Consider the following 20,789-nt stretch of genomic DNA (forward strand, 5'->3'; position numbering starts at 1 on the left):
AGCCTTCTTACCGATTCCAGCGGGTGAAAAAGTGTTCATGCACCCACTTCGTCACGAGGACTCCGTCATGCCGGGCTCGTTCCGGCATCCACCGTTCCGCACACCCGACGGCATCGAGTGGGCGGAACGGTGGACCCCGGAACCAGTCCGGGGTGACGGAGTGGATGGAGCGAGTGCTGTGCCTCAGTTCCGCAGCGGCTTGCCCGTCTGCAGCATGTGGACGACCCGAGCCTGGGTCCGCGGATCCTTGACGCTGGCCATGAACGCCGCGCGCTCGAGGTCCAGCAACTGGTCCTCGGTCACGGTGTCGACCAGATCGGCCTCGCCCCCCGTCAGCACTTCCGCAAGGCGATCCGCGACGACGAGGTCGTACTCGGTCGCCATGCCCTTCTTGTGGAAGTCCGCTACCGCCATGTTCAGACCCGTCCGGCCGCTCTCGCCGGCAAGGCGGAAGGTCGGCTTCTCCCGTGCCACATAGCCCTCGACCAGCGACAGCGCCTTGGCCTTCGCATCCGCCAGCAACCGGTCGCGGTTCATCGTGATGCCGTCGTCCTTGCGCAGGATCATCATCTCCTTCGCCTCCGCCGCCGACTTGGCGACGACCGCGGTCGAGATGCTCTGGAACACCTTGGTCAGCACGGGCATCGGGCCCTTGGGCACCATGCCCGACTTGGTCCAGCGGTCGAGCATCTCGCCATTGCCGCCCCAGCCGGGGACGAGACCGACGCCGCATTCGACGAGCCCCGCATAGGTCTCGGCATGCGCCTGCACCGCGTCAGAGTGGAGCAGGATCTCGCATCCACCGCCGAGCGCTAGGCCCGCCGGCGCGCTGACGACCGGGAAGGGCGCGTATTTGAGCGCCTTGTACGCCTGTTGCCCGCCCGAAACGCTGGCCTCGACCATGTCCCACAGGCCCGCCCCGACCGCGAACATCGCCGCGCCGAGGTTCGCACCAGCCGAGAAGTTCGACGCCTCGTTATACACCACCAGCGCCTTGAAACGCTCGCGGACGACCGGGATCGCCTCGTTGATCAACGTTACGACCTGATCGTCGAGCGCGTTCATCTTGGTGTGGAATTCCAGCGCCGCGACGCCGTCGCCGACATCCCAAAGCGATGCCGACAGGTTCTGGAGGATCGGCTGCGAGCGGAGCTTGATGTCCTCCAGCAGTTCGACACCGTCCGCACGCGGCACGTCGGCATACTCGCCGTCGGCCGTGAGATACTGACGCTGCCCGTTCTCGACACGGTAGAACGGACGATCGCCCGCGGTTGTCAGGATCGCGGGAACGTCGCGGCCTTCGTCGGCGAGGCGCGCGGCGAGCACGCCCGGCCCCATCCGGTCGATCAGTTCGAACGGTCCGTACTTCCAGTTATACCCGAGCTTCATCGCGTCATCGATCGCGACGACGTCATCCGCCGCCTCGCCGACGAGCATCGCCGCATAGAACAGCGTATTGCCGAGGATCGACCACGCGTAGGTGCCGATCTTGCCCGGTTCCGCAATCAGCGCGGCGAGGTCCTTGCCGGTCTTGCCGGGGAGGTCCGCGGGCTTCGCCTCGGGCCGATACTCGCCGGTCGCAAGATCGAGCGAGAGCTTGGTCCGGGTCGCCTTGTCGAAGCGGTAGAAGCCACCCTTGCCCTTGCGGCCGGTAAAGCCCTCCGCGATCATCTTGTCGACCAGTGGCAGCGGGCGGACCGTATCGAAATACGGATCGCCGGCGGGCAGCGTGGACGACAGGCTCTTGGACAGCAACGGCATCAGATCGACGCCGACGAGGTCGACCAACCCGAAGATGCCCGTCTTCGGCACGCCCATCGGACGGCCGCCGATCTGGTCGGCTTCCTCGACGGTCAGCCCCTGGTCCATCGCCGCATTGATCGCGATCGCCAGCCAGTAGGTGCCGATGCGGTTGGCGATGAAGCCAGGCGTATCCTTCGCCCGGACGATCCGCTTGCCCATGAAGCGATCGACGAAATCCTCGACCTTCTCGGCAACCGCGACGTCGGTGTGCTCGCCACGAACGATCTCGACCAGCCGCATGTAGCGCGGCGGGTTGAAGAAGTGCGTGATGAGGAAGTCGGCCTTGAACTGGTCCGAACGTCCCTCGACGAGGTTGCCCAGCGGGATCGTCGAGGTGTTCGACGACACCGCGGTGCCCGGACGCTTCAACGCCTCGAGCTTGGCGTACAGCGCCTGCTTGATATCGAGCCGCTCGACGATCGCCTCGACGATCCAGTCGCACTCGGCGACGCGGTCCAGGTGATCGTCGATGTTGCCCGTCTCGACCAGCTTGGCCGCACGCTTCGACATGAAGGGCGCGGGGTCGGTCTTGAGCATCTTCGCGACCGCGCCCTTGGCCACCGCATCGCGGTCATCACCCTCGCGGGGGAGGATGTCGAGCAGCAGCACGGGGATGCCGGCGTTCGCGACCTGAGCCGCGATACCTGCGCCCATGACGCCCGCGCCGATGACGCAGACCTTCTTGACCTGATCGACCATCATGCGCGCTCCAGCACCGTTGCGATGCCCTGACCGCCGCCGATGCACTGGGTCGCCAGCGCATAACGGCCGCCCTCGCGCGACAGCAGCGCGGCCGCCTTGCCGACGATCCGCGCGCCGGTCGCGCCGAGCGGATGACCGATCGCGATCGCGCCGCCATCGAGGTTGATCGTCTCGTCTTTCAGCCCGAGGTCGCGGATGCAGGCGATCGCCTGGCTCGCGAACGCCTCGTTGATCTCGACCACGTCGAGGTCGGCGACGGTGATGCCCGCACGCTCCAGCGCCTTCTTCGACGCGCCGATCGGGCCAAGCCCCATCGTCTCGGGCGCGCAACCCGACACGCCGATCGACTTGATCCGCGCGAGGATCCTCAGGCCGTGCTTCTTGGCGAACTCCTCGGATGTGACCAGCACCGCGGACGCACCATCGGTCAGCGGCGAGGACGTGCCGGCCGTCACAGACCCCTCCGCGCTGAACGCGGGCTTCAGACCGGCGAGCGCTTCGGTCGTCGTGCCGGCGCGGATCGTGCCGTCCTGGCTGACCGGGCCCGCCTTGGTCTGGATCGTCACGATCTCGTCGCTCAGGCGACCATCGGCGCGTGCGGCGGAAGCCTTGTCCTGGCTCTTGACCGCGAACGCGTCCTGCTCGGCGCGCGTGATCTGGTACTGCCGCGCGACGTTCTCTGCGGTCTCGCCCATGCCCATGTACGCCCCAGCGCTCTTCTTCGCGAGCGCGGGGTTGGGGAGGGGGTTGTAGCCGCCCATCGGCACGCGGCTCATCGACTCGAGACCCGCGCAGATGAACGCCTCGCCCGCACCGACCGCGATCTGGCCGTAGGCGATGTGGATCGCGCTCATCGACGAGCCGCAGAATCGGTTGACCGTCATGCCGCCGACCGAGATCGGCAGGTCGGCGATCTGCGCGATCAGCTTGGCGACGTTGAGGCCCTGCTCGCCCTCGGGGAAGGCGCAGCCGAGGATGATGTCCTCGATCTTGGCCGGATCGACGCCGGTCTTGTCGAGCAACCCGCGAATCGTCTGCGCGGCGAGATCGTCCGGACGGACGCGGGCGAGCTCGCCCTTGCCGGCGAGGTGGAACGGCGAACGGGCGTACCCGGCGATGACGACGTTGGTCACGATGATCCTCTCATATTGCGGTCGACCCGGTTAACGCTTGCGGGTTACCCTTAAGGTGCGATACCTCACCTTTACGTCAAGGTGAAGCGGCCGACAATATGGCTTACGCACACCATCTTATGGAGAGCGAGATGCAGGATAGTTCCGGGGGCAAAGCGATCGGTGTGCCGTTGCAGGGCGAGCCACGGCTGCTGGGCGACATGCTCGACACGTCGGTCCGCCGGTTCGGATCGCGCAACGTGCTCGACTTCATGGGCCGGACCCTGACCTATGCCGCGCTCGGCGAGTCGGTCGATCGGGCCGCCCGCGGGCTCCAGGATCTCGGCGTCGTGAAGGGCACGCGCGTGGCGCTCTGCCTGCCGAACACGCCCTATTACCCGATCCTGTTCTTCGCGATCCTCAAGGCCGGCGGCATCGTCGTCAACGTCAACCCGCTCTATGTCGAGCGCGAGCTGGCGCACCTGCTCGAAGATTCAGGCGCGACGATCATCGCCACCTGCGACATCGCCGAGATCCACGCGCGCGTCCTGAAGGTCGCGGGGCAGATGGGCGTGAAGCACGTCATCACCTGCCCAATCGCGGGTGCGCTGCCGACGCTGAAGTCGATCGCCTACCGCATCTTCAAGCGCGCCGAGATCGGTCACGCCCCGAGCGACGCGAGCCACTGCACGTTCGATTCGCTGCTGAAGGCGAAGGGCGCGCCGGTCCCGGTCGCGGTGTCGCCGGACGAGGTCGCGGTGCTGCAATATACCGGCGGCACCACCGGCGAGCCTAAGGCGGCGATGCTTAGCCACGCCAATCTCGTCGCGAACGCCGATGCGATGGTGACGTTCGTCGGCGGCGAACAGCCGCATCAGGACCGCGTGCTCGGTGCGCTGCCGCTGTTCCATGTTTTCGCGCTGACCACGGTGCTGACCTATTCGATCCGCACCGGCGCGGAGATGATCCTGCTGCCGCGCTTCGAATTGCAGCAACTGCTCAAGACGATCGACCGCACCAAGCCGAGCTACTTCCCCGCGGTGCCGACGATCTACGCCGCGATCACCACTGCGGCGGAAACGCAGAAGATCGACCTGTCCTCGATCCACGCCTGCATCTCGGGCGGCGCACCGCTCCCCGCCGAGGTCCGTGTGGCGTTCGAGACGGCGACCGGCGCAAAGCTCGTCGAAGGTTACGGCCTGTCCGAAGCCTCGCCGATCATCACCTGCAATCCGATCGACGGCCTGAACAAGCCGGGCTCGGCGGGCTTGCCGTTCCCCGGCACGACGATCGAGATCCGCGACCGCGAGGACCCGACCCGGCTGCTCCCGATCGGTGAAAATGGCGAGATCTGCGCGCGTGGGCCCCAGATCACGCAGGGCTATTGGCACAAGCCCGCCGCGACCGCGGAGCTGTTCGCGGATGGCGCACTGCGCACCGGCGACGTGGGCCATCTCGACGCGGACGGCTATCTGTTCATCGTCGACCGGATCAAGGACCTGATCCTCGCCGGCGGCTACAATGTCTATCCGCGCGTGATCGAGGAGGCGCTGTACGAACACCCCGCCGTATTCGAAGCGGTCGTCATCGGCGTGCCCGACAAATACCGCGGCCAGGCCCCCAAGGCGTTCGTCGTGCTGGCGGAAGGGGCAGTCGCTACCCCGCTCGAACTGCGCGATTTTCTCCGCGACAAGATCAGCAAGATCGAGCTTCCCCGCGAGGTCGAAATCCGCGACAGTCTCCCCAAGACGCTGATCGGCAAGCTATCCAAAAAGGAACTTGTCGCAGAAGAGGCCGCAAAGGCCGCAGCGGCGGAGGCGAGGGGAGTGAACGCGTGAACGACCGACAGGACGATCTGACCGGCATACAGGAGGTCTCGCGCATGCTCGGCGTGAGCGCGCGGACCTTGCGATTCTACGAGGACAAGGGGCTGATCGAGCCCTGCCGGATCGGCACGACGCGGGTCTACACCCGGCGCGAAGTGGCGCGGATGCAGCTGATTTTGCGCGGGAAGCGGCTTGGGTTCACGTTGCGCGACATCGAGGAGTTCCTCGACCTGTATGATGCCGACCCGCAGCATGTGGAACAGATGCGCGCGCTGGCGGAACGCTGTCGCCAGCGGATCGACCTGCTGGACGCGCAACGCGAGGCGATCGTCCAGACTCGGGACGAGCTGGAGAAGATCGAGCAGGAAGCGCTCGCGCGGATTCCGGCGGGATCGGTCTAGGAGTACGGGACGCCGCCGCCCTGCAATTGCACCAATCGCTCGAAACTGCACCACCCCGGCGAAGGCCGGGGCCCAGTTGGAGAGGTGGCAGTAACGAAGCGCAGCGCGGGTCAGCAACGTCCCCCAACTGGACCCCGGCCTCCGCCGGGGCGGGGCGGTACGGGCACGCCTTACGGGACGAGGAACGTTACAATCCTCCCCCGCCAGGGGGAGGTGGCTGGCACTTGCCAGACGGAGGGGGCGGTAAGCGACGACCGCTGTTCCGTGTCCTCCCCCTCCGTCACCTGCGGTGCCACCTCCCCCTTGCGGGGGAGGATCGCGAGGGACCCGAAGCTTAAAGCCCGACCACACCGCCATCGTTCTTCGTGATCACGATCGTCGACGACCGCGGCCGCGACGGCGGCGTCACCGCACCCGCCTGGTTCGCAGGCCAGCTGCTGGTGATGTTGGTCGGCCCGCCACCTTCGCCGGGATGCTGGATATTGACGAACAGCGACCGCCCGTCCGGCGTCGAGTAGATGCCGGTGATCTCGCACTCCTTCGGCCCCACCAGGAAGCGGCGCAGGGTCGCGCCCGGCGCCTTGCCGATCCGCGTCGTCACCGAGCCGGTCGCCGCGCCGACCGTGTTGGTCACCGTCCGCGTACCGCCGTCATTGACCTTGCCCGGCACCGAGGCGAGCAGCATGCAGTTGGTGACGTCGGTATACGCACCGTCGTCGGTCTCGATCCACATCACCGGCGCGATCGTCCCCGACGCATTGCTCGGCAGGCCGAACCACAGGCCGTCCGGCGACGAGAAGTCGTTGGTCGCATCAAGGCCCGACAGGTTGATGTTGGTCGCATCCAGATCGGAACCCGCGCCGAACGCATAGATGTCCCAGGCGAATGTCGTCGCCTCGGACGTGTCGTCCTTCTCGCGCAGACGGATGATGTGCCCGTTGGCGTTACCCGTAGTCTGGCCGCCGGTAGTCTTCGGATCGACATAGGCGCGCGGGTTGGACGCATCCGCCGTTGCCACGGTCCGCGACGAGTTGTTGGTCAGTGTGCAATACATCTCGCCGGTTGCCGGATTCACCGCGGTCCATTCCGGCCGATCCATCCGCGTGGCCCCCAGCGCATCCGCCGCCAGTCGCGTATTGATCAGCACATCCGCCTGGCTCGAAAACGAATAGGCGGCGTTGGCCGAGGTGAGGGGCCCCTGGCCGAATACCAGCGGCAACCACTGACCGCTCCCATCCGCCGCGAACTTCGCGACGTAAAGTGTTCCAGTATCGAGATACTTGTCGCCAATCGCCAACCGATTGGCGGCCGTGGCATCCGCCGCGGACCAAGGCGTGGCCGACACGAACTTGTAGATATACTCGTTCTGCGCATCGTCCCCCATGTAGAAGGCAGGCTTCACGCCCGGGATCGTCCGGCCGATCTCACAGCCCTCGTGGTTCATGCGCCCCAGCGCGGTCCGCTTGCGCGGCGTCGAGGCCGGATCGAACGGGTCGATCTCGACCACCCAGCCATATTGGAAGATCTCGTTGCGGAAATCGCCCGTACCATCGGCAGGTGCGCCGGCCTGCGCCGTGATGTTCCAGCGCGCATAGGCGGTGCTGGTCGTGTCGGCCGGTCTGACCGTCGACCATCCGTAATTGCCGCCGGTGTTGCTCTCGCCCTTGCCATAGCGCGCCAGCGACGTGTTCGCCTTGACGCCGGCTGCACCGGTCGCGGCACGCCGCGCGCCATCGCCGACCTCGCGGCGGAAATAGCCGACCCAGTTCTCTTCGTTCGTCAGGTACGTGTTCCAAGGCATTGTACCGTTGGCACAATTGTTGATCGTGCCACGCCCGGCCGTCGCGTCCGGCGAATAGCGCGTCTTGAGGCTGTCATTGCCGCGCACCGGCCCCGAAAAGCTCATCGGCGTCAGCGGGGTGATGCGCCGGTTGAACGACGAGGTCGGAACATAGGCCCAGTTCGCGGAGCGACTGACCTCGATCACCGACACGCCGTGGCACTCCATTTCCTTCAGCGCCTCGGCCTCGGGACGGACGCCGCCTGGATTGGTTGCACCGTTCGGATGCAGATAGGGCTGCGAGATATTCTCGTGGTTGAGTACCAGCAGCCCACGCGTGTTGCCGTTGGCATCGGGCGTTCCGCTCGCCGACAGCCCGAAATAGCTCATGCCGTCATGATGATCGCCCGCACGCTTCGAGAAATTCGTATCGGTGCCGTCGTTCGCATAGGCCGCGACCCCGCCCGCGATCGGATCGCCGAGCCGGTACAGCACCGTCACCACATATCCGGTTGGAACCGCAACGACGTCCGCGAGGCTCTTCGCAACCGCGGTGAACCCGAGCGAAGCCGCGCCCACCGTCACGCTGGTCGTGGCGTTCACCGATCCGCTCGCCGAGACGGCGGTGAACTGGAAGCTCAGCACCGTCCCCGCCGCCGCCCCCGGCACGACGAAGGTCGCGGTCGAGGTGGTCGCGCCGGCCAGCGTCACCGCCGGGCCCGCCGTCTGCGCCCAGCTTACGCTGTCCACCTGGCCGATCGCCGCGCCGGTCAGCGTCGCTACCCGCCCGGCGGACGAGCTGCCGCCCGCGGTCGCGGTGACGGTGACCGGGCTGCTGCCGTTGCCGTCGTCGTCATCGTCGCACCCGGTCAGCAGCATCCCGCCGAACACCGCCGCGGCGGTTGCCGACATGCCGCCCATCAACGTCTGGCGCCGCGAATAGCGCGTATCGATCAACTCGTTCAGATGCGGATTGGCGGTCGGATTGGTGTCGATATCGCCGTCGGTATAAATGGTGTCGATGGTCATGCGTGGTCCCCCCGGGGATGGTTGCTCGGTACGATAGCGATGCGTGGAATTAGAATTTCGCGCCCAGCTCGACGCCGTAGAAGCGTGGCTCGCCGGCTATGTAGGTCGGGATGCCGAAGCCCCCGCCGGTGTTGCCCGCGTCGATCAGATAGCGCTTGTTGGTCGCATTCCGGACGAACCCGCCGACGCTGTAGCGCCCCTGCGCGAACTCCAGACCGGCACGCAGGTTGACGAGCGTATAGCCCTGCTGGCTGATTGCCTCGGTATTGGGCAGTTCGAAGAAGACCTTCGATTTATACGTGACGCTGGGCGTCGCGTAGAGCGTCGCCCCGCCGATCGGCGCGCGCAGGATCGCGCCGGCCGATGCGGTGGTCTTGGGCTGAAGGCGGAATTGGTTGCCGGCATAGGGGCCGTTCGCCACGTCATCGCCGATACCGCCGTCGATATACGCAAACGTCCCGAATACCGATAGATACGATGCGAGCTTGAGATTGCCTTCGAGCTCGACGCCGACGCTGTTCGCCGAGTCCGCGCTGCGCACCGTCGTGACGCCGTTGTTCGTTACCGAGAACTGAAAGCCGTCATAGGTCTGGTAGAACACCGAGGCGGCGCCGCTGAACGGGCCCATCTGGCCTTTGATGCCGCCTTCGTAATTCCAGACCTTTTCCTCGGGAATGATCTGCAGGTTCGGACCGACACCGAACGCGGTGCGCTGTGCGGCAAGCTGCACGACTGGCGAGCGGCGGCCCTTGCTGATGGTTCCGTAGACGTTGACCGCGTCGCTGAGCTTCATCAGCGCATTGAAGCGCGGCAGGATCGCGGTGAAGCTCTTCTCGGCGACGAACTTGTTCCCATTGGTGTTCGCCGTCCCGAGCAGGCTGGTCTGGATATTGGCCGCGGCCAGGATCACCGAGTTCGGCTGGATCGACGAATAGCCCGACTGGCGGTCCTCGATCAGGATCCGCGCACCCGCGGTCAGTTCGAGTGCGGGGACCGGGATATAGGTCGCGTCGGCGAATACCGAATAGGTGTTGTTCCTGCCATAGTTCGTGAACTCTGCGGCATAAGGTATTGCGGTTGCACGCCCGCCGGTCAGGATCGACGTTGCGCGGGTGGCGGGGATCGTGCCATTGGCGGTGACGCAGCCGGTGCCGGTGGGAATGCCCGCCCCGTTCAGCGCCGTGCGGATCGGCGCATAGCCGGCGGCCACCGAGCAGGCGAGATACGTGCCCTCTTCGGTCGCGAACGGGACGCGCTGGAAGCCGTTCTCGAAGAACGCGTTCCAGCCGACCGAGGCGCGATATTTCGGCCCTTCGAAGGCGAAGCGGCTCTCATGGCTCCACTGGTCGCCCTTCGCATCCTCGGCGAATTCCAGATACGCGGCGGGGCCACCGTCCGCGTCGAAAATCTCCAGCGCGTCGAACCGGCGATAGCCGTTGACGGTGGTGAAGGTGATCCCCCGCGACAGGTCCGCGGTGATCGTCAAATTGGCGTCGTAGACGTTGCGGTCGAGCCCGAGTTTCCGCGCGCCGAGCACGGCCGCGCTGTACGGCGAGCCCGACAGTTCGGCATAGCCATAGTCGCCGGTCTGGCCGCCGGTCGGGGCGTGGGCACGACTCTTGAACGCGGTGCCGGGGTTGCGCTGGCCGTCATAGGTCAGGACGAGATCGGCGGTGATGCTGTCGTTGGGCGTAAAGCGAAGCGAGCCACGCACGCCGCGCTGGTCCTGGCCGTTCAGATCGTCCTGGTCCACGCCACCCTGGTTCTGGTTCGGCACGTTCGCGTCGCCGGCGATGTTGCGGACATAGCCGTCGCGGTATTTATAGGCGAACGCGATCCGTCCGGCGAGCACGTCGTTGCCGGCGTTGAGGAAGCCCGACACCTGCGTGCGGTTGAAATTGCCGTACGAGCCGTTGATCGCGCCCGACACGCCGGCTTGCGGTTTCGCCGAGATGACGCTGATCGCGCCGACCGCGGCGGCGGTGCCGAACAGCGTCGCCTGCGGGCCCTTCACGACTTCGATCCGCTCCAGATCGTATAGGTCCTGATACGCGCCGCGCGACCGGCTGATGTCGATGCCGTTGTAATACAGCGTGACGCGCGCGCCCTGTTGCGACGAGCCATTGTCCGAGGTGATGCCGCGGATCACGAAGCCCGGGTTGTTCGCGCTCTGCTCCTGGATCTGCAGGCCGGGGATATAGGCGGCGACCTCGGTCAGCGAATTGACGCCGATCGCCGCCATCCTGGCGCCGGTGACCGCGGTCACGGTGACGGGAACATCCGCGATCCGCTGTTCGCGCTTCTGCGCGGTGACGACGATCTCGTCGTTCAGCGTACCGGTCTGGACGTCGGCTTGGGTCGACGCCTGTGCGAGTGCGGCGGTCGAGCAGGTCGTTGCGAGCGTCGCAAGTGCGAGCCGCGTGAAGATACGTGTCATGAAGTCCCCCGTGTCGTTGGGGAGGCACTACGGGCGGCATGTGACGTTTCGACGTCGTGATGATGAAACGAATATGACGGTTCCGTAACGATGGTGTCACATCGTTGCCACCGCGCTGTCTTGGATCGCCGCTAGCAGCCGGACGACCCCGCTACGAAAGCCTCAGCCGATGACGATCAACCGCCGCGACGCCCTGAAGAATGCCCTGAAACTCGCCGGATCGGGCGCGACGCTGGCGCTGCCCGCGGTCGCGACGCAAGCCGCGGGTGCGGTCAAGAGCCGCTTCGATCACGGCGTCGCGAGCGGCGATCCCGCGGTCGACGGCGCAATCCTGTGGACCCGCGCGACGCCCGCCGACGACGCCCAGGCCGGCGATATCGCACTCACTTGGCACGTCGCCGAGACGGACGGCGGCAAGCCTCTCCGGTCAGGCAGCGTCAAGGCCCGCGCGGCACGCGACTTCACCGCAAAGGTCGAGGCGACCGGGCTCCAGCCGGGCCGCGAATATCGCTATTGGTTCGACGCCGCGGACGGCACGCGCTCGCCGGTCGGCCGGTTCCGTACGTTGCCGAAGGGCAAGATCGCCGACGTCGTCATGGCGGTGGTCTCGTGCCAGCTCTACGCGGGTGGGTTGTTCAACGCGTATGACGCGATCGCCAAGCTCGACCGGCTCGACGCGGTGCTGCATCTCGGCGATTACATCTACGAGTACGGCGTCGACGGCTATGGCGCGGACATTGCGAAGAAGATCGGCCGCCTCGTCGAGCCGCGCCATGAGATCGTCAGCCTCGCCGACTACCGGATGCGCCACGCGCAGGTGAAGCGCGACCCCGACATGCAGGCCGCGCATGCCCGCGCCGCGTTCATCTGCGTCTGGGACGATCACGAGGTCGCTAACGACGACTGGATGCACGGTGCCGAGAACCACGATCCCAAGACCGAAGGCGACTGGGACGCGCGCAAGGCGGCCGCGATGCAGGCCTATTTCGAATGGATGCCGATCCGCGATCCCAAGCCCGGCCAGCCCTGGGCGGCGATCAACCGCAGCTTCGATTTCGGCGATCTCGCGACGCTCGTGATGGTCGAGACGCGGCTGCTCGCGCGCAGTCATCAGGTCGTGTCGAAGGGCGAGGAGATCACGCCCGCCGAATATGCGGCGATGCTGGCGGAGCGTGCGCGGACGGACCGCGAACTGCTCGGCCCGGCGCAGCTCGCCTGGGTCGAGAAGACGATGGCGACCTCGGTCGCGGCGGGCAAGCCGTGGCAGGTGCTCGGCAATCAGGTGGTGATGGCCAAGGTCGCCGGCCCTGACATGGAACGACAGCTCGGTCCGGTTAAATTCGCCGAGACGATGGCGAAACTGCCGGCGATGTGGCGCGAGCGACTGACGGCGAGCATCGCCTCGTACCGCGCTGGCCTGCCGTTCGGGTTCGACAGCTGGGACGGCTATCCGCCCGCCCGCGAACGTCTGTATGCGGCATTCCAGCGCGCCAGGTCGCGGCCGATCGTGCTGTCCGGCGACAGTCATGCGGCCTGGGCGAACGACCTGCACGACGCGTCGGGCAAGCTGGTCGCAGCGGAGTTCGGCTGCACCGCGATCACCAGCCCGTCCTATGGTTCGTTGCTGCCCGGCATCGGCAGCCTGATCGCCGACGCCAACAAGGGCGAAGTCCGGTTCTGCGACCAGGACGGCAAGGGCTTCACGCTGCTGACCCTGACGCCGGACCACGCCACGGCGGATTCGGTGACGGTATCGACGGTGATGACCAAACCCTACACGCAAGCCACCGCCGCGCGGTTCCGGGCGCATGCGGATCGTCCCGATGCGCCGCTAGAAAAGATCGCCTGAACCGGGACAATTAATCCTGCAATCCTCCCCGCCAGGGGGAGGTGGCGCCGAAGGTGACGGAGGGGGCGGACACGGATCAGCGGTTTCCCTTTCCGCCCCCTCCGTCTGGCAAGTGCCAGCCACCTCCCCCTGGCGGGGGAGGATCGATAAGAGTTTTTGCTGGGTGATATCGATCAACGGGCGTCGCAAACCGGGTATCCGCCGGGGCCGGGCGACGCATCGATCGGAGTTTTCAGTTCGGGGAAGCGGGGCCAACACCCCTGAAAAACCGGCAATGGTCGGGGCGATAGGATTCGAACCTACGACCCCTGGACCCCGAGACCAGTGCGCTACCAGACTGCGCCACGCCCCGACAACATTGCCGGAGAGCGCCCTAGCCCCGACATTCCGGGCGATCAAGACAAATATCCGTGTCAGGCCCAGCGAGCGGCCGGTCTGGGGTCCGTTCGCCAGCAAAGCTGAACCGCCACGGCGGTAGTTTTATCGTGGTCAGCCCGACACCTGCCGCCGCGAGAGACGGCATCGAACCGTTTTGCCTCCGAAACGGATTTCGCCGCGATTGTCGCGTCCCGCCCGCTGGCGCAGCTTTATCGGGACGCAAAGGGACTTACTCACGACCAGCGTCGCGTTTCTTGCAATCATCAGGAGAGCAGACATGCCTAGCGAACAAGAAATCAACGACATCGTCACCCGCGTTTCTGCGCAGGTGTTGCGCGAAGTAAAAAGCAGCGAGCAGGTCTTCCGGATCGGCGACCTCAGCACGCACGTGATCGACCTCGGCAAGGGCGGCGACGCGGCCTGGACGATCTCCTACAGCACCGCAGCAGCAACGGTCGATGGCTCGACGCGCATCCGCGCGATCGACACGGTCGCGTGGACGATCAACTACAGCACCTCGAAGCCGACGCTCGCCGACCGCGGCATCGACGTTAAGAACTAGGGCGATGGACGGGAAGATCTGGCGCGGGGTTCAGTCCCTGCTGGACGCCTATGTCCGGATCGCCGGCGGCGACACTGCGGTTATCCTGTATACCAGCGATAGCCAACGGTCCGTCGCCCTCGTCTGCGCCGCGCTCGAGATGCGCGCCATCCCTGCCGTGCGGGTATGGATGGCACCGCTTGTCGACGAGACGTTCGAGGTGCGGTTGCGAGAGGCGCTGCCCGCGAGCGATGCGTTCACCGGACGGTTGATCCTGCTGTCGTTCGAGCGCGATACCTTTTCGCATACCGGTGCGCTGACCCGCGCGCTGGCGCGCTATCCCGCCGAGCGACTGAGGATCTTTCGGTCGATAAGCGCGAGCGACAGCCTGTTCGCGGACGCGCTGCTTGCGTCGCTTGACGAACTGTCACGGCGCAACGTCGCTATCCTCGAACGATTGACACGCGCGACGCAGCTGCGGATCACGACGCGGGGCGGCACCGATCTGGCGGTGACGCTGGATCCGAAGCATCGCTGGATCAGCAATCGCGGGCGCGCGCGAGACGGCGGCACCGTCATCCTGCCCGCCGGCGAGGTGGCGACGTTCCCGGCCGAGATCTCCGGCATCCACGTCGCCGACTTCGCGTACAACGTGAACGCGATCACCGACGACGATGTGCGGCTGGAGGCATTTCCGGTGACCATCGAGATCGAAGGCGGGCGGGTCGTGGCGCATCGCTGTGATGATGCACGGACGATGCGGTTCCTCGATTCCGCACTGACGACGCACTGCGCCTACAATGTCGGCGAGCTCGGGTTCGGGACCAATTTCTGTATCGGCGAGCCGATCGCGATGAACTCACACATCAACGAGCGTCGGCCGGGCGTGCATCTCGGGCTCGGCCAGCACAATCAGGATCCGGGCGTCGTCGGCTACCAGTGCGCGATCCACCTCGACCTGATCGCGCGCGGCGGGATCGTCGAAGTGGATGGTGGTAGCGACGTCATGGATCTCGAGCATCTGGTGCCGTCGGACTTGCCGCATCCAGAAAGCACGCGCGACGAGGATGTGTTCTCGCCCGATACGCTGCAGATCGAGGACGGCGATTGCTGCGGATTGTTGTCGGACGGCGTGCTGACGCCATGCCCAACGCCTTTGGTAGCCGCATGAACTACTGGACCGCCGCCAGCGGTATCGTCGATGCGTTCGTGCAGGATGAGGGGAAGAGTATCCCGCTCGAACTGACGATCCGTACGCTGCAGGCGGTATTGCCGACGGGACCGCTGCGCGTGGTCGATCTCGGTGGCGGCGATGCGGCGCTGGCCGTTCGGCTGGCGGCGGCGGGACATGACGTCGTCGCGCAGGATATCGACCCGCAGATGATCACGCTCGGCGAACAGCGACTGGCGAAGTCGCCGGCGACGATCCGCGACCGAGTCCGGCTGATTTGCGCGGACGGTGCGATGATGGCGGCGGACCAGACGGGCGTCGCCGATCTCGCCTGCTGCCACAGCGTGCTGATGTACGAGGATGATCCGGCGCCGTTGGTCCGAACCGCGGTCGCGCTGTGCAAGCCGGGCGGGCTGATCTCGATCGTCGCGATCAACCCTGCAGCGGCGGCGATGCGCGCGGGACTGGCGGGACGGTGGACCGAGGCGCGGATCGCGCTGGAGACGGGCGACGACGCGCATGGGCCTTATGCCGCCAGCCGCAATCACGCGCGCGCCACGATCGAGGCCCTGTTGGTCGATGCGGGCGCGGACATCGTCGAGTGGTCGGGAATCGGCATCTTCACCGATCATCATACCGGTCCGATCGTCGCGGACGATCCCGAGCAGGTGCTGCGGAGCGAATGGCTGGCAGGTCGGCAGGACCCGTATCGCCAGGTCGCGCGCTGTTATCATCTCATCGCGCGCAGGACCTGAGGCTACCGCCTATCGCCCGTCTATCCCCCGCGCGGCGTCGCTGCTAGGAGCGCGGCATGACTCCGCTCGACCGCATCCGCAATTTCTCCATCATCGCCCATATCGACCATGGCAAGTCGACGCTCGCCGACCGGCTGATCCAGGAAACTGGCGGCCTGACCGCGCGCGAAATGTCCGAGCAGGTGCTCGACAACATGGACATCGAGAAGGAACGCGGGATCACGATCAAGGCGCAGACCGTGCGCCTCGCGTATCATGCGAAGGACGGCGTGGATTACGTCCTGAACCTGATGGACACGCCGGGCCATGTCGATTTTGCTTATGAAGTGAGCCGCAGCCTCGCCGCGTGCGAAGGCGCGCTGCTGGTGGTCGATGCGGCGCAGGGCGTCGAGGCGCAGACCTTGGCGAACGTGTACCAGTCGATCGAGCACGACCACGAGATCGTGCCGGTCATCAACAAGATCGATCTGCCCGCCGCCGAGCCCGAGAAGGTCCGCAAGGAAATCGAGGACGTGATCGGCATCGACGCGTCCGAGGCGGTGCTCGCGTCGGCGAAGTCGGGAATCGGCATCGTCGAGATCCTCGAGGCGATCGTCACCAAGATCCCGCCGCCCAGCGGCGATCCCGAAGCGCCGCTGAAAGCGATGCTGGTCGACAGCTGGTACGACCCGTATCTCGGCGTCGTGATCCTGGTGCGGGTGATCGACGGGGTCCTGAAGAAGGGCCAGCAGATCAAGTTCATGCAGACCGGCACGATGCATCTCGTCGACCGGGTCGGCTGTTTCCGCCCGAAGATCGAGCAGCTGACCGAGCTCGGTACCGGCGAGATGGGCTTCATCACCGCGCAGATCAAAGAGGTCGCGCAAACGCGCGTCGGCGACACCATCACCGACGCCAAGCGGCCTGCGCTGGAGGCGCTGGCGGGCTTCAAGGAAGTCCAGCCGGTGGTGTTCTGCGGGATGTTCCCGGTCGATGCCGCCGAGTTCGAGAAGCTGCGCGAGAGTATCTCGAAGCTGCGGTTGAACGATGCGAGCTTCTCGTTCGAGATGGAAACGTCGGCAGCCCTCGGCTTCGGTTTCCGCTGCGGGTTCCTCGGGCTGCTGCATCTGGAGATCATCCAGGAACGCCTGACGCGCGAATATGATCTAGACCTGATCACCACCGCGCCTTCCGTCGTCTATGAGATCGAGCTGACCCACCCCGATCCGTCCGGTACGACGCATATCGAGCTGCACAACCCCGCCGATATGCCCGAGCCGAACAAGATCGCGACGATCAGCGAACCGTGGATCGAGGCGACGATCTACGTCCCCGACGAGTATCTCGGCAGCGTCCTCAAGCTCTGCCAGGACCGCCGCGGCATCCAGAAGAACCTCACCTATGTCGGCGGTCGCGCGCAGGCGACGTACGAACTGCCGCTCAACGAGGTCGTGTTCGATTTCTACGATCGTCTCAAATCGATGTCGAAGGGCTATGCCAGCTTCGATTATCACCAGATCGGCTACCGCGAGGGCGACCTCGTCAAGATGGGCATCCTGGTCAACGAGGAGCCGGTCGACGCGCTGAGCATGATCGTCCACCGCGGGACCGCCGAAGTCCGCGGTCGCGGGATGGTCGAGCGGCTGAAGGAACTGATCCCGCGTCATCTGTTCAAGATCCCGATCCAGGCGGCGATCGGCGGCAAGGTGATCGCGCGCGAGACGATCAGCGCGATGCGCAAGGACGTGACCGCCAAATGCTATGGCGGCGACGCGAGCCGCAAGAAGAAGCTTCTGGAGAAGCAGAAGAAGGGCAAGCTGAAGATGCGCGAATACGGCTCGGTCAGCATCCCGCAGGAGGCGTTTATTGCAGCGCTGCGGATGGGCGACGACGCCTGAGGCCAAGCTTTGCTTGGACGAGGACAAGCGTCTAGCCGGACGGCGACCGGCCGAGCTTGTCCTCGGCCGTGTCGTTCGACGATGCGGCTTTGCCGCGGCGCGGCTACATTGCTTTCGGCAGTAACAGGCCTAAGCTCGCCTAATGCCGCAAATCGCACCTAAACCCTCGGAGTCCGAGTCCTCGATCTCAGCGGAAGCCTATGATCGTTGGCTACGCGAAAAGGTTGCGCGGTCGTTGGCCGACCCCCGTCCGTCGGTCCAGCACGATGATGCCGTTGCCGCGATGAGATTGGTTTTGGACTCTGCCGATCGATCAGGCGGAGATCGCTGAAGCTGCTCTGGCGCCCTGAGGCGGTCGAGGATGCCACCACGATTCTAGATTACGTTGCCGACCGGAACAGGGGCGCAGCACTCCGCCTTGCGACATCGATCGAGGCATGCGCGCACCGGCTCGTCGATCATCCGTTCATGTACCGGCCGGGCAGGGCCGACGGCACGCGCGAAGCTGTCGTCCATCCCAACTATCTGCTGATCTATCGCCTCGTCTTGGACACGGTCGAGATAGTCAACGTCGTGCATGCGCGTCGGGATTACCCGTAATCTCCATCTCCAACTGTCATCATACCAACACAATCCCCGCCTAACCGCCGGCTTGGGGAGTGAGCGTCGCGAGGCGTCGTCGGGCCATCCGGGAAGGGCGGTCGATGGCGCGTAGCGGCGTTGCGTATTGGGATGTGCGGCCGGTCGTCAGGGACGGCGCCGCACGATTGGGGAATAAAAACTTTGAAGATTTCGGTCGTTAAGTCGGCGCTGATGCTCGGCGTCGCGTTGGGTTCCGTGCTGTGTGGTTCGGCGGCGTTCGCGCAGGACGCTGCGCCCGTCCAGACGCAGGCTGCACCCGAGGAAGGTCTCGGCGACATCGTCGTCACCGCCGAGCGTCGTTCCGAAAATCTCCAGAAGGTGCCGCTGTCGGTCGGCGTCGCGTCGGGCGATGCGCTGCGTACCTATACCTCGGGCGGGGACGACACGTTGCTCGCGCTGTCGGGCCGCGTCCCCGGGCTGTACGTCGAATCGACGACCGGCCGCATCTTCCCGCGCTTCTACATCCGCGGGCTCGGCAACATCGATTTCTACCTCGGCGCCTCGCAGCCGGTCACGATCATCCAGGACGACGTGATCCTCGAGCATGTCGTGCTGAAGTCGAACCCGGTCTATGACGTCCGGCAGGTCGAAGTGCTGCGCGGTCCGCAAGGCTCGCTGTTCGGGCGCAACACCACCGCCGGCATCATCAAGTTCGACACGATCAAGCCGAGCAATGATTTCGAGAGCCGCGCGTCCGCGTCGGTCGGTTCGTACAACAGCGTCAACCTGGACGCCGGCGTCGGTGGCCCGCTGATCAAGGACCTGTTGTCGATCCGCCTCTCGACGCTGATTCAGCACCGTGAGAATTACGTCGACAACCGGTTCGCGGGCGTAAGCGCCGACAACACCGCGACGCCGCGCAAGGACGCGATGGGCGGCTTCGACGACCGCAACGTCCGCGTCCAGCTCGCGCTGACGCCCGGCGAGCGTTTCACGCTGGACCTGTCGGGCCATGCCCGCTGGTATGACGGCACCTCGACTCTGTTCCACCGTGGCGCACTCAAGAAGGGCTCGAACGACGTATCGGCCGAGCCGCGCAACGTCGTCTCGTACGACGAAGCGAACGACAATCCGCAGAGCTACAACACCTATGGCGGCTCGGTCCGTGCGACCTACGACTTCGGTCCGGCCGCGCTGACCTCGATCACCGCGTACGAGACGACGTCGGGCTTCAGCCGCGGCGACACCGATGGCGGTGCGGCAGCGAACTTCCCGTTGGGCGGTCAGCCGAACGGCTTCGGCCAGTCGCAGGGCCAGATCCGCGATCTCGATCAGTGGTCGCAGGAAGTCCGACTTGCAGGCACCCCCGGCGGTCGTTTCAACTGGCAGGTCGGCGGCCTGTATTTCGACACGCGCGACATCACCGACTTCTACCAGCGCGGGTTCTTCCTGACGGGCACGGCACGCAACCCCAACAACTGGGTCCGGCTCCACAACGTCAACACGTCCTGGGCGGGTTTCGGTCAGGTCAGCTATGAGCTGGTCGACAAGCTGACGCTGACCGTCGGCGGTCGCATCACCGAGGACAAGAAGCGTACGCAGCTTCTCAAGACGGCGGACACGGCGGCAGGCGTCGTCACGTATCGCGGCCGTACCGACGTCACGCTGAAGGCGACCAAGCCTAGCTGGGATGCGAGCCTGTTGTACCAAGCTAACCCTGACGTCAGCCTCTATACGCGCGTCGCCGAGGGCTTCCGCGGGCCGACGATCCAGGGCCGCTCGGCGGTGTTCAATTCGGACTTCACGACCGCCAAGTCGGAGACGATCCTGTCGTGGGAGGGTGGCGTGAAGAGCCGCCTGCTGAACAACACGCTGAGCCTGAACGCGACGGTCTTCGCCTACCGCGTCAAGGACATCCAGCTCAACGGCAACGATGTGAACGGCAACGGGGTGCTCTTCAACGCCGACAAGGCGGATGCGTACGGCATGGAGGCCGAGGCGAACTGGAAGCCGGTGCCGAACCTGACGCTCGGCGCGGGGCTGAGCCTGTTGCACAGCAAGATCCGCGACAAGAACGTCTTCGCGCAGGTCTGCATCCTGAACGGCGTCGTGGTCTGCACGGTCGAGGATCCGACGATCAAGGTGGGCGCCAACACGTTCGCGCAGATCGATGGCAACCCGCTGCCGAACGCGCCGGAGTATAACGTCGACCTCACCGCGCGGTACGACCAGCCGCTCGGCAATGGCGGTCGCGCGTTCATCGCGGGGGACTTCAACATCCAGGGTTATACGCAGTTCGTGCTGTACAAGACCAAGGAGTTCACTGCGAACGGCAACTTCGAGGGTGGCCTGAAGATCGGCTATGCCGCGCCCGACGATGCGTATGAGTTCGCCGTGTTCGCGCGCAACATCACCGGCGAGAAGAACCTCAAGGGCGTGATCGAGAACTACATGGCGGCGGTGTTCAACGAACCGCGGATCATCGGCGTCTCGCTCAGCGGCAAGTTCCGCTGATCGGGTAGGGTGCCATCGATCCTCCCCCGCCA

General features: G+C 65.5%; 14 protein-coding genes and 1 tRNA gene. 10 read left to right on the top strand and 5 right to left on the bottom strand.

Annotated elements, in window-relative coordinates:
* Positions 1 to 183 precede the first annotated feature (183 nt).
* Both U1737_RS02135 and U1737_RS02140 read right to left on the bottom strand, forming a co-directional pair.
* Positions 184 to 2,502, bottom strand: a complete 2,319-nt coding sequence (locus U1737_RS02135) for a 3-hydroxyacyl-CoA dehydrogenase/enoyl-CoA hydratase family protein (RefSeq protein WP_332795636.1) — start codon at positions 2,500 to 2,502, stop codon at positions 184 to 186.
* A complete protein-coding gene (locus tag U1737_RS02140; RefSeq protein WP_332795414.1) occupies positions 2,502 to 3,638 on the bottom strand; it encodes a thiolase family protein in 1,137 nt (378 codons plus the stop codon). Before U1737_RS02140 ends, U1737_RS02135 begins: the two co-directional genes overlap by 1 nt.
* A gap of 131 nt (positions 3,639 to 3,769) precedes the next feature.
* Between U1737_RS02140 and U1737_RS02145 the strand changes: the two genes are divergently transcribed.
* Together U1737_RS02145 and U1737_RS02150 are read left to right on the top strand one after the other, a co-directional pair.
* A complete protein-coding gene (locus U1737_RS02145; RefSeq protein ID WP_332795415.1) occupies positions 3,770 to 5,455 on the top strand; it encodes a long-chain-fatty-acid--CoA ligase in 1,686 nt (561 codons plus the stop codon).
* Entirely contained in the window at positions 5,452 to 5,844 is a 393-nt protein-coding gene (locus U1737_RS02150; RefSeq protein WP_121885031.1) for a MerR family transcriptional regulator, read from the top strand. The genes U1737_RS02145 and U1737_RS02150 overlap by 4 nt, the downstream gene beginning before the upstream one ends.
* A 334-nt stretch (positions 5,845 to 6,178) precedes the next feature.
* Here U1737_RS02150 and U1737_RS02155 read toward each other — a convergent pair whose 3' ends face one another.
* Both U1737_RS02155 and U1737_RS02160 read right to left on the bottom strand, forming a co-directional pair.
* The gene (locus U1737_RS02155; RefSeq protein WP_332795416.1) at positions 6,179 to 8,653 is read right to left on the bottom strand and encodes a PhoX family protein; all 2,475 of its coding nucleotides are present in this window, start codon (positions 8,651 to 8,653) and stop codon (positions 6,179 to 6,181) included.
* Between the two features lie 49 nt (positions 8,654 to 8,702).
* Entirely contained in the window at positions 8,703 to 11,090 is a 2,388-nt protein-coding gene (locus tag U1737_RS02160) for a TonB-dependent receptor (RefSeq protein WP_332795417.1), read from the bottom strand.
* 169 nt (positions 11,091 to 11,259) lie between these two features.
* On the opposite strand from U1737_RS02160, the gene U1737_RS02165 reads away from it, so the two are divergent.
* Positions 11,260 to 12,939 (top strand): alkaline phosphatase D family protein, encoded by a 1,680-nt coding sequence (locus U1737_RS02165; RefSeq protein ID WP_332795418.1) that lies wholly within the window; start codon positions 11,260 to 11,262, stop codon positions 12,937 to 12,939.
* Between the two features lie 275 nt (positions 12,940 to 13,214).
* Here the strand turns inward: U1737_RS02165 and U1737_RS02170 are convergent.
* Positions 13,215 to 13,291: transfer RNA gene (locus U1737_RS02170), tRNA-Pro, on the bottom strand.
* 303 nt (positions 13,292 to 13,594) lie between these two features.
* On the opposite strand from U1737_RS02170, the gene U1737_RS02175 reads away from it, so the two are divergent.
* From U1737_RS02175 to U1737_RS02205, 7 genes are all read left to right on the top strand, one after another.
* Positions 13,595 to 13,879: a hypothetical protein gene (locus tag U1737_RS02175; protein WP_332795419.1), complete on the top strand. Its 285-nt coding sequence runs from the start codon at positions 13,595 to 13,597 to the stop codon at positions 13,877 to 13,879.
* A gap of 4 nt (positions 13,880 to 13,883) precedes the next feature.
* Positions 13,884 to 15,029: a 2,5-dihydroxypyridine 5,6-dioxygenase NicX family protein gene (locus U1737_RS02180; RefSeq protein WP_332795420.1), complete on the top strand. Its 1,146-nt coding sequence runs from the start codon at positions 13,884 to 13,886 to the stop codon at positions 15,027 to 15,029.
* A complete protein-coding gene (locus U1737_RS02185) occupies positions 15,026 to 15,784 on the top strand; it encodes a class I SAM-dependent methyltransferase (RefSeq protein WP_332795421.1) in 759 nt (252 codons plus the stop codon). Before U1737_RS02180 ends, U1737_RS02185 begins: the two co-directional genes overlap by 4 nt.
* A gap of 56 nt (positions 15,785 to 15,840) precedes the next feature.
* Positions 15,841 to 17,661, top strand: coding sequence for a translation elongation factor 4 (gene lepA / locus U1737_RS02190; RefSeq protein WP_332795422.1), 1,821 nt, complete (start codon positions 15,841 to 15,843; stop codon positions 17,659 to 17,661).
* A gap of 142 nt (positions 17,662 to 17,803) precedes the next feature.
* Positions 17,804 to 17,992 (top strand): type II toxin-antitoxin system RelB family antitoxin, encoded by a 189-nt coding sequence (gene relB / locus U1737_RS02195; protein WP_332795423.1) that lies wholly within the window; start codon positions 17,804 to 17,806, stop codon positions 17,990 to 17,992.
* A gap of 2 nt (positions 17,993 to 17,994) precedes the next feature.
* Entirely contained in the window at positions 17,995 to 18,261 is a 267-nt protein-coding gene (locus tag U1737_RS02200) for a type II toxin-antitoxin system RelE/ParE family toxin (RefSeq protein WP_332795637.1), read from the top strand.
* Positions 18,262 to 18,474: 213 nt separating this feature from the next.
* Positions 18,475 to 20,757 carry a TonB-dependent receptor gene (locus tag U1737_RS02205; protein ID WP_332795638.1) on the top strand — a complete coding sequence of 761 codons (2,283 nt, stop codon included), beginning with the start codon at positions 18,475 to 18,477 and terminating at the stop codon, positions 20,755 to 20,757.
* The last annotated feature ends 32 nt before the right edge of the window (positions 20,758 to 20,789 follow it).

Origin of the sequence: Sphingomonas fucosidasi, from assembly GCF_036663855.1 — a bacterium.
Taxonomy (GTDB): domain Bacteria; phylum Pseudomonadota; class Alphaproteobacteria; order Sphingomonadales; family Sphingomonadaceae; genus Sphingomonas; species Sphingomonas faeni_B.